We start from the raw sequence: 15354 nt of genomic DNA, 5'->3' as shown, positions 1-15354 counted from the left end.
CTATCGCCATTTTAGGTTGATCCGGTCCCAGCTGGTGATGCCCACCTTAAATTGCACAGGGTTTCTGAATTGGTTGGCGACCGAACCTACCACATATACACCGAGCTTGAACTTAGCCAGCGGCGCAAAGGGCCATTTGAATACCCGTTCAATACCGGCAAATACTTCGCCGTACCGCAGGTTGCGTTCAGGGGCCACCAGGAAGCCACCGCCGGCTACTTCCCGTAGTTCCAGCTTCTTCAGCAAGGGTATTTTATTCAGCAGGTAACCATTGAATTCGTGCAGGTAATGCGCCTGGTAAAAACGACGGAAGACGGGGAAGGTGGAATCGAGCGATTGAAAGGCCTCCTGTGGGTTGAGCCAGAGGATTGGATCACCGCGCCGCTGGAATTTATAATCGACCAGGCGCAGGTCGCGCTGGTTGAGGAAGCTGCCGGTGAGCACACTGTAGTTGGAGACACCGGCATGGCTCAGGGCGAATTGTTGCTCGATACCAAACTCGAGGTAATCGAAATCGACCTTGCTGCCTAATAGGCCGGGAATGCCTTTGCGCCAGAGGGCGTAGAAGGTGGGCCAGTCGGACCCCAGGATCGTTTTCTGCCGCGGCTCGCGGATATAACGCTGTCCGGGTGTGTAGGCCAGTTTGATCTTTCCGTATAGCGCATTGTACGGCTCGAAGGGAATGGCCTGGTTCTCTTTCAGGATATCACCAAAGAGGCTATCGATCTTATCGTTGATCTTATAGTCTGCTACCGACCGGCGTAGGGCGAAGTCGAGGTCTGTATGGAGGAACAGTCCGTTGGCGATCTCGAGCCCATGTGCTACACCGATGGCATTGTTGAGGTACACATTGCTGCGCTTGAGCTGGTTGATCCACGCATCACCGGCAAATACAGCCTGGAACTCGCGGCCACCCGATACGCGTACATAACCCCGGTTGAACGGATTGTACATGTGTGCGACACTAACACTGCCATTGAGGTCCTTGTTGCGCAGGCCATAACTCAGGTTGGCCCATACGCGGATCGTTTTCTTGTTGGGATAGGTACGCCAATAGCCTATACTGGGCAATATACGAGCGCCGCCGAAACTGATGGGCTGGTACAAGCCTACCAGCGTAGGCAATGCCCAGGTGCGGTCTTTCTCCCGGTTATAGATGAGCTGCCCCATGAAGACAATCTTTTTCCAGGTGACCTTATTGGTGAGTCGGTCCAGCGAGTCGAGATAGGTTTTGGTATGCGTGGCGTGGTAGATACTGTCCTTGTACCTGATAAACTGTACCTCCTGTGGTGTCAATGGTTCGGTACGTGTGGCTTCCCAAAAACTGCTGTCGCGTTTGTAGGCTTCTTCCGTCGTGGCACTCACCTCATTGCTGAAATATCCTTTGGGAAATGTTTTCTGTAATTCGAAGTGATGGTAGTTGACGGTGGTTTGTCCGGATACCTTGCCTTTGCCCTGTTTGGAAAAATAGGTGAAGGTTTGCCGGGTGATCATCCAGGCCGAATCACCCACAGGTTGGTATTGCTGGTTGACTTCAAAGTAATCGTATTCCGGCAGGTGAAAGCGCGGCAGTTGGAAGCTGGCGGTGCGGATAACCCAGGTACTGTCTTCGATCACGAGTTCGCCTTCCATGGCGGAGCTGCTGAGTTGTCGCGGGCGGAAACTGATCGTGTATAGTTTGCGTCCATTCTCTTTTTCGGTGGTGACCGTTTTGAAGCGGTAAGCGAGCAGTCCGCTGTAACTGACGGGAGAAATAAACGGTATGGCCGACAGTTTGCGTATGTGCAGGCTGTTGTGGTAGAGGTTGAAGTCGCCATCGGTGAGCGAGAGGTAGAAGAGGCCGTCGGGATTACCTCTGCGGCTTACGCCGGTCCGCTCTTCGTGTACCTGTTTGCCGTTGCCCTGATCGTACTTCATAGAGATCTCAGCCATCGCCGTTCGGTTGAAATCGCGCACCATCGTTTGTCGCTCACTGGTATCGGGACGGGCGCGTTTGGGTGGCCTGGCTGTTGAGTCTTTTTTTATGGCACGGATATACGCTTCGCAACTATAAGGGCCAATGGCGTCGAGCAGGCGAGCTTTGTTACGGATCACCTGGCGGATGTATTCTTCCGCCCGATCTTTGGTACGGGCCCGCACCGTGATCTCCGACAGTGAGCTGGATTCACCGGCTTCCAGGATGAGGTGTTGGGTGATGTTCTTATCGACCACCAGGGTGATCTTGCGGCCCTGGTAACCGACCATGGTAATGAGTAGATCGTATTTCCCTGCTTCCAGTTGTAGCTCGTATTTACCATCGGCATCGGTGACGGTGCCCCGTTGCAATTCTTTTACCTGAATGCTGACGTAGGCGAGGGGTTCGCGTTGTGCGTTGGTGATGCGGCCGGAGACGGTAAAGACCTGTGTCCAGCCAGTAAGGCTTCCTGTTAATAGTACAAGGGTTAATAAGCAGTTGCGTGGCATGGGTTGGTTTGCGGGCTCAAAATGTGGTTTTTCGGTCAAAGATTGTCTTAAGGAATTGGTAAAACTGTTCTTTTCTGTGACGGACCAGCCGGTGCCAAAGGTTGGGATGGTATTGTTATTTTCTGGCGGCGTTCGTTGGTTTGTCCGTAATTTGACCGCGCTTTATGGTTTGTATATGAAAAGGATCCTGTTGTTGCTTATATGGAGTGGGGTAGTTGGCAGGTTGCCGGCACAAACGCCTGCGGCTGCCGCTCCGCAGTGGATGCGCTATCCTGCTATCGCTCCCGATGGCAAGACCATTGCCTTTGTGTACGCAGGCGACATCTATACCGTGCCTGCAACGGGGGGAGAAGCCCGTTTGTGGGTGGGTGGCGCGGGCTATGAGTTCATGCCGGTATGGAGCCATGATGGGAAACGGATCGCTTATGCGAGCGACCGCGCCGGTAATTTCGATGTATATGTGCGGCCCCTGGCCGGTGGACAGGACATCCAACTGACCCGACATGTCGCTGATGAATTCCCTTTCGATTTTTCTGCGAAAGATACCAGGGTACTGTTTGGCAGTGCCCGGGTGGCACTGGCGCAAAGCCGCCAGTTTCCCCTGGATGAAGGACACAAGTTATTCGAAGTGCCGTCAACGGGAGGGGATACGCGTTCCTTGTTGTCGACGCCCATGGCGGATGTACGGGTAGGCCCCGGAGGCAAACTGGTGTACGAGGATGTGAAGACCCGCGAGAACCGTTGGCGCAAACACCAGACAGGTGTCGGCGCGCGGGATATCTGGGTGTATGATGCCGCGCAACAGGTGCACCAACGGATAAGTAGCTTTGTCGGCGAAGACCGCAATGGGGTGTATGCTCCCGATGGTAAAATCATCTATTACCTCAGCGAGCGGAATGGTTCCTTCAATATTTACCAGCAACTGGTGGGGGATACTACCGCTGTTGCTGTAACGGCTTACCGGGGGCAGCCCGTCCGTTTTTTAAGTATTGACCGTAACGGCACCCTGTGTTACGGCTATGGTGGACAGTTGTATATTAAACGTTACCATAAGGCGACGGTGCGGGTGCAGGTAAATCCCATACCACGACCCGATGCGCAGCGACGCCAGCTAACCCATCAGCCTGTTACGGAAATGGCCATCTCTCCATCGGGCCGCGAGATCGCCTTCGTCGCCGCGGGGGAGGTTTTTGTGACCTCGATCCGGGATACACGTGTCCGCCAGATTACTGCTACTGCTGCTCCGGAAGCGGGCATTGGCTTTTCGCCAGACGGCAAGCAGTTGATCTATGGCACCGAACGCCAGGGAAGTTGGGAGATCATGCAGGCCACAGCAGTCATGACACCTGACTCGTTGTGGGTATCGGCTACTTCGATAGTCGAGCAGGTATTGATCAGCAATGATGCCGACAACAACCAACCGCAATTCTCGCCGGATGGTCGGGAGATCGCCTACATCGAAAACCGGCAGACACTGAAAGTCTATCATCTACGAACCCGTCAATCGAGAACGATACTCGACCGTCAACTGATCAATGAAGGCGAACTGGATCAATATTTCAAATGGAGTCCTAGTGGACAGCAATTACTGGTACAGTTTCCTGCGCCAGGCAATGGCAATAGCGAAGTGGGCGTGGTGGATGCAGCGGGAGGCGGTGCACTGATCAATCTGTCGCAAAGTGGCTTCGACGATATCCGCCCATCCTGGCAACAGCATGGCCGTGGTATCACCTGGCTGAGTGACCGGGAGGGCCTGCATGGGTTTGGTCGCAGCGGTAAGCGACAGCTCGATGTGTATGGACTTTTTGCGGGGCAGGATACAGCCTTGCCCGCAGCGCAGCGTACACGTTTGACGACGGATGCTGCCTTGTTGTCGGACGCGTTGTTGTCGAACGACGGACAGCGGCTTTATTGCCTGGCAAAAACAATGGATCAATATGATCTCTGGTGTACGGATTTGCAGCAGCAGACAACACGCCGGCTTAGTTCCTTCGGCACAGAAGGTGGCAGCCTGCAATGGGACGATGCCCAACGTTTTCTATATACATTGTCGGATGGGGTGATCACGCAAGTCGATCCGCGCAACGGTAATAAACGGGTGATACCAACGTCGGTAACAATATCGATAGACCTGGAGGCTCAGCGGCGGTCGATGCTGGACCATGTATGGCGGCGGGTAGCTACGGCGTTTTATACAACAGGATGGCATGGCGCCAACTGGCCCGCCCTGCACGATCAGTACGCAGCATTTTTGCCGGGGATCTTCAATAACTACGATCTGGCAGAACTGCTCAATGAAATGTTGGGCGAGTTGAATGTGAGTCATACCGGTGTTACCTATAAGAAAGAGGGCAGCAGAGGAGCAGGAGCAGTGGCTTTCTCGGCGACCACGGATAGTTTGTACCAACGCTGGGTGCAGCGCAACCGGGAGGAGGTGACAAAGGCCAGCCAGGGGCGTATCGGCTATATCCACCTGTACCGGATGAATGATGCCGCGTACCGGCAGGTGGTGGAGGAGGTGCTGGGCAGCATGGATCGCTGCGATGCCCTGGTCGTCGATACCCGCTACAACCGCGGTGGCAACCTGGCACTGGAGCTGGAAGCGTTTCTCAGCGGTACGGCCTTGCGCGACAATGCCAATGACCGCAGCGTGCTGAGCCGGGAGCCCGTGGCCCGGTGGACCAAACCTACCATCGTATTGGCCAATGAAGCCAATTACAGCGATGGTCATTGTTTTGTATACGATTACCGGCTGCTGCACCTGGGCACCCTGGTTGGTATGCCGGTGCCCGGTTCCTGTACCTGGCAATCGGCGCATGCATTAATCGATCGTAGCCTTAGTTTTGCGGTGCCGGTGATGGGCGTCAGGGGCATTAACGGGCGCTACCTGGAAAATCAGGCTACCGAACCCGATATCGAAGTCAGGAACGATCAGGATGCCCTGGAAGCGGGCAGGGATCAACAACTGGAAGCAGCCATACGAACGATGCTGCAGCAGTTGCAACAACCGGTAGCCGACAAGCCCTAACCGGCACCGGAACAAGTATAGTAAGGTATGAATGAGGATGCACTGAATACGCAATATTGGGAACAACTCCGCAAGGGCGACAAACAGGCGCTGTTTGAGTTGTACAATAATACTTATTTCCACCTCGTGCGGTTTGGGTTGAAGATCACAGCGCACGACGAGCTGGTGAAGGACTGTGTTACCCAGCTGTTCTTTCAGCTCTGGGACAAACACACCCGCCTGCAACCAGTGACCCATGTACGTGCCTACCTGTTCACGTCGCTGCGGCGAATGTTGCTGGATAAACTCGCCTATCAATCCAAAACTTCCGCCGCCATCAGCCGTCTCTCGGCCGACGAAGTCGCTGCCGAACTATCCTATGAAGAAATTATCGTACGTGTACAGCACGATGAAGAACTGCGCCAAAAACTGCACCGGGCCATGCAGCAACTGACACCCAAACAAAAAGAACTGATCCGCCTCATGTTCTTTGAAGGCCTTACGTATGAAGAAGTGGCTGCCCGTACCTCCCAAAGTATCAAGACTGCTTATAATACGATCTACAACGCCATCCATCTATTGCGGAAATTACTCAAGTGAGTTTTTGCTCCGGTTAAAATCGCTTTCTCTTCTTTTTTTTAAAAAATAGTTCCAAAATACCCGGGAAATAATCGGCTTCCTGCCCTCTGTATAGATAAAGGCAGCCACATGAATACCCATTTTACTGTTGAAGAGCTGGTGTGCGATGTTTCCTTCCAGCGTTATTGCCGGGGCGACGATGCGTTGGCGGTGGCGCAATGGACGGCCTGGATCGAAGCACATCCTGCGCAACAGGACCTGGTGGAAGAAGCCCGGCAATTGCTATCGATCCTGAACGCCCGGCAGGGCAATGTGCAGGAGCAACGGGGTCAGCTGGCAGATGGCATTGACCGGTACGACCTGCTGAAGCAGTCACTGGCTGACCAGCCAACAGCCACCATCCTTCCGGCCAGGCGGCGGTGGAAATATGTGTCGGTCGTTGCCGCAGCCGCGTTGCTGCTGGCGGTGGCAGGATATTATTGGTACCTAGCTTTCTTACCCACTAAGATATCTCCACCCGCAGTGGTGCGTGCTGTAGATCCAGTCGTAGAGCTGCGTTCGGGCGATGAGCCCCGTAAAACCGTCGTGTTGCCGGATGGCTCGGTGGTGACCCTGCGCAGTCACAGCAGCCTCACCTTGCTGGCTGGTTTTAATCAGTCGACACGGGAGCTGAGCCTGACCGGAGAAGCCTTTTTCGATGTTACCCATCATGTCGACCGGCCCTTTATCGTACACACACGCGCCGCCAATATTGAAGTGCTGGGCACGGTATTCAATGTACGGGCCTATCCTTCGCAGGAACACGTCGAGACGGCTTTGTTTCGCGGTAAAGTGGTGGTGTCGTTGAAAGATCACCCCGAGCAGCAGGTGGTCCTGGCGCCGAGTATGAAAGCCATCGTGTCGGACAAAGGAGGCTTACAGGTAGATGGTGGCCACAAAGCGACGGTACACGTGCTCAAACTTTCTCCCGACCCGGTGAGCCACAAGGCGCAGGAGATCGAGTGGCTGCGCAACCGGCTGCGTATCGAAGACGAACCGTTGTCGGCCATCGCCGTCAAGCTGCAGGATTGGTATGGTATCCAGATCAGCTTTGCCGATGAAGCGGTGAAATCCTATCGCTATACCGGCACGTTTGAAAGCGAAACCGTGGTAAAAGCACTGGAAGCACTGCAACTGTCGTATCCTTTTAGTTTCCAGGTAGACAAAGAGAAGATCATTATCAGTAAATAAAGGAAGAACATCGTATTGATCACTGTAAACCAACTAACGTTATGATGACTGCTCGTGTTAACGCAGTGCGGCGCCGGTTGATTCCCGGCCGGCAACTGTTGTTTTTTATGAAGCTGACTGTTGTGCTGCTTGTTTTTGTCGGCATGCAGGCGCAGGCAAAAACCTTTGCACAGGAAAAGATCAACCTTCAATTAAGTAAAGCAACGATCCGGCAATTGCTGCTGGAAGTAGAGAAGCAAACCGTTTACCGTTTCGTATACCATACGGGGACGCTGCCCGATGATAAACGGGTAGATATCCAGGCAAAAAGTGCCAGTCTGGACCAGGTGCTGAAACAGGCATTCAATGGCTTGCCGCTGGCCTATTCGTTAAAAGATGACCACCTGGTCGTGATCTATGCCACCGACCGCAAACCCGCTCCCGATAAGACCATCAAGGGAAAAGTAACCGGGCCCGATAACCAACCCCTGGCGGGTGTATCGGTGCTGGTGGCAGGTACGCAAACGGGCACCCTGACCAATGCCGCCGGCGATTATACCATCGAAGTACCAGATGCCGCCAAAGCGCTGGAGTTCTCACTGGTGGGCTACCTGGAACAAAAAGTAACCATCGGCCAACAAGCCACCATCAACGTGAGTCTGAAGTTATCCGCAGTCAACCTCAATGAAGTGGTGGTAACCGGTTATACCAGTTATTCGCGTAACAAGTCGGCCTCTGCCGCTACCACCATCGGTGGCGATAAGATCAATGATGTACCGGTAGCCACCTTCGAGCAGGCCTTGCAGGGCCGGGTGCCCGGGTTGCAGGTCAATGCGGTGTCCGGTCAGCCCGGTACCAGTGCCAATGTCGTATTGCGCGGTATCGGTTCTATCGGCGGTAATAACTCGGTGTTGTACGTCATGGATGGGGTACCCATCGAAGCCGGTTATTTTCAATCGCTGAACCCAGGCGATATTGAATCGGTGACGGTGCTGAAAGACGCCTCTGCCAAAGCCCTGTATGGTTCGCGTGGTGCCAATGGTGTGATCGTTCTGACGACCAAAAAAGGCAAGGCCGGCAAACTGGCCATCGAGTACCGGTCTCAATACGGCGTATCGACCCTTACTTCCACCAGGTTTCGCATGATGAACTCGGCCGAGCGCAAGGAGTTTGAAGAAGGCATTGGCGTGGAAACGGGAGCAGAAGCGGGCCCTTTCTGGACCTATTCAAAACTGAATCCCGAATACGCGTCGAAGTCGCCTGCGGAGAAAGCAGAAGCTGACCATATTGTAGATAGTTTGCTCGGCGTGAATACCGATTGGCGCGACCTGTTCATGCGCGACGGTCATTTTATGGAGCAACAGATCAGTGCCAGTGGAGGCAACCAAAATATTCGTTTTTATACCTCGCTCAATTATTTCGATCAGCAAGGGTTGGTGCGTGTGTCGGGATTGAAACGCTATACGTTGAAAAACAACCTGGATTTTACCTATGGCCGCTTCACCGCCAATGTCAACCTCAACGTGGGTTATTCCCGCTCGAGCCTCATTCAAAGTGAAAATGCTACCAGTGGCAACAACCCGTTGTCGGCCGTGTATTACGCGCTGCCGTATGAATACCCTTTTGCACCTGATGGCAAACTGGTGACGACGGGCGATGGTGCCAACTATCCGGTGCTCGATCTGCGCGAAGGCAGTGATTCGTATGAGCGTATGCTGAATTCCTACAACAGGCAGGATCAGCTGAAAACCATCATGGGTATATCGCTCAGCTACCAGTTGCTGGATGGGCTGACGGCCAAAACCAGGCTGGGTATCGACTACCGCGATCAGACCTCCGAGCAGTTCATCAATCCTGATTCCTATGCCGGCAGAAGGGTCTCCAATGGCCGAATGGGTAGTTTTGGCGAAGGACTGGTACGCCGCCTCGCGCTGGTATCCACTTCGGGTCTTACTTACAACAAGACATTTGCCGAAGACCATGATGTGGAAGTATCGGGTTTGTTTGAATACCTGAACAACAAATACAAATCATTTGGCTATACCGGTTATGGTATCAATGGCCGTCTGCCGGGTACACCGGCTGGTGTTGGTAGTCCGGGTGTGTACACCCCAGCCCTGAGTGGTGGTCGTACGGAAAATGCCATGGCTTCCTTTATTGGTTTGCTCCGGTATACGTTCCAGAATAAATATACCGTCAATGCGAGCTATCGCTACGATGGTTCGTCGACGCTGCCCGAGGTAAACCGCTGGCATGGCTTCTATTCATTGGGCGCCAGCTGGGAAGCCAAGCGCGAAGCCTTCCTGGCCGACGTAGACTTTATCAGCAACCTGCGCGTGCGGGCCAGCTATGGTACTACCGCCAGTCCCTTCCCCAGTGATTTTGCTTACCTGCCTACGTATGGCAACGACAGTTATGGTGGCAATACCGCCATCGTGCCTACGCAACCGGGCAACCCCAACTACGATTGGGAGTATGCCAAGGAAGCGAATATCGGCTTTGATCTGGGTGTTGTGAACAACCGTATCCGCCTCACGATGGAGTACTACAACCGTATTACCAGCAACCTGTTCATCGATCAGCCGCTGTCGGCCACGTCGGGTTTCGAAAGCCTGAACATCAGTGCCGGTAAAATGCGCAACCGGGGTGTGGAGATCGATCTGCAGGGCGATATCGTGAAGAGCAAATCGGTGACCTGGACCCTGGGCGCCAATATGGCTTACAATAAAAACAAGGTGCTTGACCTCGGTGGCAGCAATGAGTTTGAGAATGGTTATACCGGTATCATCCGCGTTGGCCTTCCGTATGGATCGCATTATGCCCCCAAATGGGCGGGTGTGAACCCGGCCAATGGCGATCCGCAATATTATACCCCCGACGGACAGATCACCACCGACTACAATGCCGCTACCCTGAGTGTGGCCGAGTTTGGTACCTATATACCGGAGATCACCGGCGGTATCAATACTTCGGTAACGTGGAAAGACTTTTATTTCAACGCCCTGTTCTCGTTCAATGCAAGGGTGTATCGATACAATAATGAAGATTACTTCAACGAGAACCCCAGCTTCATCACCAGCAACCAGTCGGTACGCCTGCTGTACGATCGTTGGAAGAAACCCGGCGACAATGCCATCCTGCCCAGGATCGATGCGCCGCGCAACTTTACTTCCCGCGATATACAGGATGCTTCTTTTGTAAGACTTCGCAACGTGAACCTGGGTTATAACCTGCCTAAATCGGTGATCAACCGCCTGAAGGTGATCAGCGGTATCCAGATCAACCTGCAGGCGCAAAACCTGGCTACCTGGACCAAATGGCGTGGCTTTGATCCGGAAAACGGCAACGAGTATGCCCGGTTCAGCTATCCCGCACCGAGAACTTTTGTGGTTGGTTTAAATGTTAACTTCTAATTCCATCTTCCATGATCACATTACGCACTACCTATAAAAAATGGTTGCCCGGGCTGGCCCTGGTCGCTTTGGGATTTACCGCCTGCAACAAGCAACTGGACCTGACACCCACCGACACCATCGATCCGTCGAAAGCATTCCGCAGCGTGAAAGACCTGAATGAAGGATTGCTGGGGGCTTATGCCAAACTGAATTACTACAGCAGTATCTTCTATACGTCGCGTATTACCGATGAGGTGATGTTGCCCTCCGAGAATAATACCGGTTCGGGTGTGGCTACGCACCGCTGGCAATACGATGGCAGCTTTGTACATGATGCCTGGTTAGACAACTACACTGCCATCGACCGGGCCAACCGGGTACTGGCAGCACTCGACGGCATACAACCCAAAGCAGGGGAGGAAGCCGCGAAGCAACAATACCATGGTGAATTGCTGGCCATTCGTGCCTACTGTCATTTTGAACTGATCCGAAATTTTGCGGCCCGCTACGAAGCCGATTCGCTGGGAGTACCTTATATGGAGCAGTGGGGTATTGGCAGTCCGGCCCGCCTCACATTTGCCGCGACCATGGCGAAGATCAATGCCGACCTCACAGCAGCCAAAGGCTTGGTTCCGGCCGACTTTACCGATGTGACGCGCATTACCTTGCCGGCGATATCCGCCATACAGGCTCGTGTAGCACTGTATGAGAAGAACTGGGACAATGCCATTAAATACGCTACCGAGGCGATCAATGCCGTGCCGTTGGCTGCCCGCTCCAGCTTTACGAATATCTGGCGCGATAAAACGACCAGTGAGGTGTTGTGGAAATTGAAGCGCATTGCCTCCGATGAAGAAACGCCATTGGGCAATGCGTATACCCAGGCCACCTTCCTCGATGATCCGGCTGGTTCTCGCATTTATTACGCGGCTTCTTATAAACTGACAAATCTTTTCGATAAGAACAACGATATCCGCTTCAGCGCCTATATCAAAGTGGATGCAGACCGCGCCGCAGCGGGTAAAACACCCAATGCGGTGATCAAGTACACAAGTGATGATCCAGACAACCGGAACCTGGTCGACATCAAATTGTTCCGTACCGGCGAGCTGTACCTGATCCGCTCCGAGGCGTATGCGCAGAAAGACAACCTGGCCCTTGCCAAGGCTGATTTGAATGCGTTGCGCGCTCAACGTATCAATGGTTATGTTGCGCAGGACTTTGCCAACAAAGACGCGATCCTGACGGCGCTGTTGACAGAACGCTTTAAAGAGCTGGCTTTTGAAGGCCATCGTCATTTTGACCTGCGCCGGTACAACCTGCCGATCAGCCGCAATCCGGAAGATGCCGTCAATGCGCTGGGTGCCGTATTGCTGCCCCCTGATAAGGCGCAGTATGTATGGCCGATACCCAACAGTGAGATAAGGGCCAATAAGAACATGAAACAAAATCCCCGGTATTAAGCATGATGATGAGGTCTATTATACTAGCAGTTTGCGGGCTTTGCCTGCAGACTGCTTCTGCACAAGTCGCGAAGCCACTAAAGGCTTCTTTGGGCCTGATGGGAGATGCCAAAGACGTAACAAGAGTGACCAAAGGCGGTGTAGCCCTGATCGGTGGCGGTGGTAATGTAGATGGTGCTTTTAAATGGATGATCGATCGTAGTGGTGGAGGCGATGTGGTGGTGATCCGTGCATCGGGCGATTACCTCTACCACGAGGATATCGCCAAATGCGGATCCGTAAACTCGATCGAAACCCTGCTGATCAATTCGCGGGAGGTGGCCAATGATGAGTGGGTGGCCCAAAAGATCCGCGACGCAGAGATGTTGTTCATCTCGGGTGGCGACCAATCGAACTACATGAAGTTCTGGCGAAATACCAAAACGTCGGCGGCCATCAATTACCTGCTGAACCAAAAGAAAGTACCCGTAGGCGGCACCAGTGCCGGTTGTGCCGTGCTGAGTGGTTTCTATTACAGTGGTGAGGTGGGCAGTGCCACAGCAGCCGTGGGGATGGACCCCTACGATGTACAAGTGAAACTGTACAACAATGATTTTCTGCAGCCGCCGTATTTGAAGAACGTCATTACCGACCAGCACTATGTGGCACGCAATCGCCAGGGGCGGCATATGACCTTCCTGGCGCGCATCATACAGGATTGGAAAGTGTTACCGAAAGGCATTGCGCCCGACGAGCGCACCGCGGTATGCATCGACGAAAAAGGCGACGCTACCGTAATCGGTGAAGGCAAGGCTTATTTTCTGCTGACCGATGCCGGCAAACGCCCCGAGCGCTGCGAAGCGGACAGGGCATTGCAATGGAAGGCCGGCCTGCAGGCGGTAAAAGTATATGAGGTGCCGGGTAGCCCTACCGGTAATGGTTATTTCTCCGTAGCCGATTTCGATGCCGCCAAGGCGAAAGGCGGCAAATGGTATTGGTGGTGGATGGAGAATGGGAAGTGGGAGCAAAGTCCGATGGATAAATATGTACTCGTCGTGCATGGTGGCGCGGGTACCATCCTGAAAAGCAAGATGACCCCGGAGAAAGAAGCAGCCTATCGCGCAGCCTTACAGCAATCGCTGGAAGCAGGGTATGCGCAGTGGAAGGCAGGTGCATCGAGCCTGGATGCGGTCGTGGCAGCGGTACGTGTACTGGAAGACAATCCGCTGTTCAATGCAGGCAAAGGTGCCGTGTTTACCCACGATGGGCAAAACGAAATGGATGCGGCCATCATGAATGGCAAAACGCTGGCAGCTGGTGCTGTAGCCGGTGTACATACGATCCGCAACCCGATCACGGCGGCCCGTGCGGTGATGGAAAAATCGGAGCATGTAATGATGGTAGGGGCCGGCGCCGAGCTGTTTGCCAAAGAGGTAGGCATCGAACTGGTAGACCCTTCCTATTTCCGTACCGAAGAGCGCTGGAAGGGCTTGCAGGAAGCGCTGAAAGAAGATTCGCTGAAAGCCAAGCTCGACCACAGTGCGGCGCCTCGCAAAGGAACGATCAATGTAGATTATAAATTCGGTACGGTAGGTTGCGTAGCGCTGGACAAGAACGGCGTGCTCGCAGCAGGTACCTCTACCGGCGGCATGACCAATAAGAAGTACGGCCGGGTGGGGGATGCGCCGATCATTGGCGCGGGTACCTATGCCAATGGTAGTGTCGGAGTATCCTGCACCGGCTGGGGTGAGTTTTACATCCGTACGGTCGTGGCCCACGAACTGAGTGCCCTGGTGGAATACAAGGGCCTTACCCTGCAAAATGCCGGAAAGGCGGTCATTGGGCAGGTGGGCAAACTGGGTGGTGATGGTGGCCTGATAGCGCTGGATAAGAACGGCAATATGGCCATGCCCTTCAATACGGAAGGTATGTACCGTGGCGCCATTACTGCCGATGGTAAGATCGAGATCTATATCTATGGCGAGCAATAAGTGATTGGCAGCATGCCCCGTGCAAGGTGTGCTGCTTTGGCAAGATGGTTTAGGTTCTCTCCCTGCTTGAAATAGCACGCAAATCCCGAACCCGCCAGGACAACGCATTAATCACGTTGTCCTTTTTTTATGCCCATAGGCCGCAGATACTCTTTATATTTACGCCCTTATAATGAAAACCATGAACAAGAACCTTTTTGTAGTTGGAATAAGTTGTTTGCTCGGAGCCAGCTCCCTGCAGGCAGCTCCTGCAACGATGACCCCGGTCAGCTTCAGCCTGCTGAATGCAGCAGAACCCAAAGACCTGATCGGTCGTTGGGATATCACCATCGACCGCGATGGTAAGCCCTCACCCTCCTGGCTCGAAGTAAAGCTCTCGGGCAATAGTACCCTGGTGGGATATTATGTAGGTATAACCGGCAGTGCGCGCCCGGTGGCGAAAGTGACTTTCGACAATGGCAAGTTTGGTTTCAGCATTCCGCGGCAATGGGAGCGGGGCGACCAGGACCTGGTGCTGGAAGGCGAAGTAACAACAACCGGTATACAGGGCACAGTGGTACTTCCCGATGGCAAAAAATACAACTGGACCGGCGTTAAAGCGCCCTACCTGAAAAGAGAAGCCGCTCCAACCTGGGGCAAGGCTGTCGAACTCTTCAATGGCAAAGACCTGACCGGTTGGAAAGCCCTTGGTCGCGAGAACCAGTGGGAAGTACGCAACGGTATCCTGACCAGTCCACGTTCTGGATCTAACCTGATCTCCGATCAGAAATTTACCGACTTCAAATTGCATGTAGAATTCCGCTTCCAGAAAGGCAGCAACAGTGGTGTGTACCTGCGTGGCCGTCATGAAGTGCAGATCGAAGACAATCCTGCCACCGACCATCCATCCGCTCATTTGTTCAGCGGGGTGTATGGCTTCCTGACGCCGAGCGAGATCAACTCCAAGGGGCCCAACGAATGGCAAAGCTATGATATCACCCTGGTTGGCCGTATGGTGACCGTGGTGGTGAATGGCAAGACGGTGATCAGCAACCAGGAAATTCCCGGCATTACCGGTGGTGCGCTGGATAGCAATGAAGGCGAACCCGGCCCTGTCTATATACAAGGCGATCACGGTCCGATCGAGTTCCGGAAGATCACGATCACGCCGGCGAAATAGGGGTGATAGATAAATCCCAGGTTGGGACGACCGATCATTGTACAATAATCGCATCCTGATAACAGGGCTGACCATCTACGGTCGGCCCTTTTTGATGAATAGCTGTCAG

The 15354-nt window shown here is 53.7% G+C and carries 8 protein-coding genes; 7 read left to right on the top strand and 1 reads right to left on the bottom strand.

What is annotated here, in order from left to right:
• Positions 1-2463, bottom strand: a complete 2463-nt coding sequence (locus P2W70_RS20595) for a DUF5686 and carboxypeptidase regulatory-like domain-containing protein (protein WP_276483407.1) — start codon at positions 2461-2463, stop codon at positions 1-3.
• Between the two features lie 175 nt (positions 2464-2638).
• Here P2W70_RS20595 and P2W70_RS20590 point away from each other — a divergent pair, with 175 nt between their 5' ends.
• The 7 genes from P2W70_RS20590 (at position 2639) to P2W70_RS20560 (ending at position 15245) form a co-directional block, all read left to right on the top strand.
• Entirely contained in the window at positions 2639-5491 is a 2853-nt protein-coding gene (locus P2W70_RS20590) for a S41 family peptidase (RefSeq protein ID WP_276483406.1), read from the top strand.
• A 27-nt stretch (positions 5492-5518) separates the two neighbouring features.
• On the top strand, positions 5519-6070 hold the full coding sequence (locus P2W70_RS20585) for an RNA polymerase sigma factor (protein ID WP_276483405.1): 552 nt from the start codon (positions 5519-5521) through the stop codon (positions 6068-6070).
• A gap of 108 nt (positions 6071-6178) precedes the next feature.
• Positions 6179-7279: a FecR family protein gene (locus P2W70_RS20580; protein ID WP_276483404.1), complete on the top strand. Its 1101-nt coding sequence runs from the start codon at positions 6179-6181 to the stop codon at positions 7277-7279.
• A gap of 107 nt (positions 7280-7386) precedes the next feature.
• Positions 7387-10671, top strand: a complete 3285-nt coding sequence (locus P2W70_RS20575) for a TonB-dependent receptor (protein WP_276483403.1) — start codon at positions 7387-7389, stop codon at positions 10669-10671.
• Between the two features lie 11 nt (positions 10672-10682).
• Positions 10683-12116: a RagB/SusD family nutrient uptake outer membrane protein gene (locus P2W70_RS20570; RefSeq protein ID WP_276483402.1), complete on the top strand. Its 1434-nt coding sequence runs from the start codon at positions 10683-10685 to the stop codon at positions 12114-12116.
• A 2-nt stretch (positions 12117-12118) separates the two neighbouring features.
• Entirely contained in the window at positions 12119-14086 is a 1968-nt protein-coding gene (locus P2W70_RS20565; RefSeq protein WP_276483401.1) for an isoaspartyl peptidase/L-asparaginase, read from the top strand.
• A gap of 181 nt (positions 14087-14267) precedes the next feature.
• On the top strand, positions 14268-15245 hold the full coding sequence (locus P2W70_RS20560; RefSeq protein WP_276483400.1) for a 3-keto-disaccharide hydrolase: 978 nt from the start codon (positions 14268-14270) through the stop codon (positions 15243-15245).
• Positions 15246-15354: the final 109 nt, after the last annotated feature.

Source organism: Paraflavitalea pollutisoli (assembly GCF_029360705.1).
Classification (GTDB): Bacteria; Bacteroidota; Bacteroidia; order Chitinophagales; family Chitinophagaceae; genus Paraflavitalea; species Paraflavitalea pollutisoli.
This window is presented reverse-complemented; position numbering and strand designations above follow the sequence as displayed.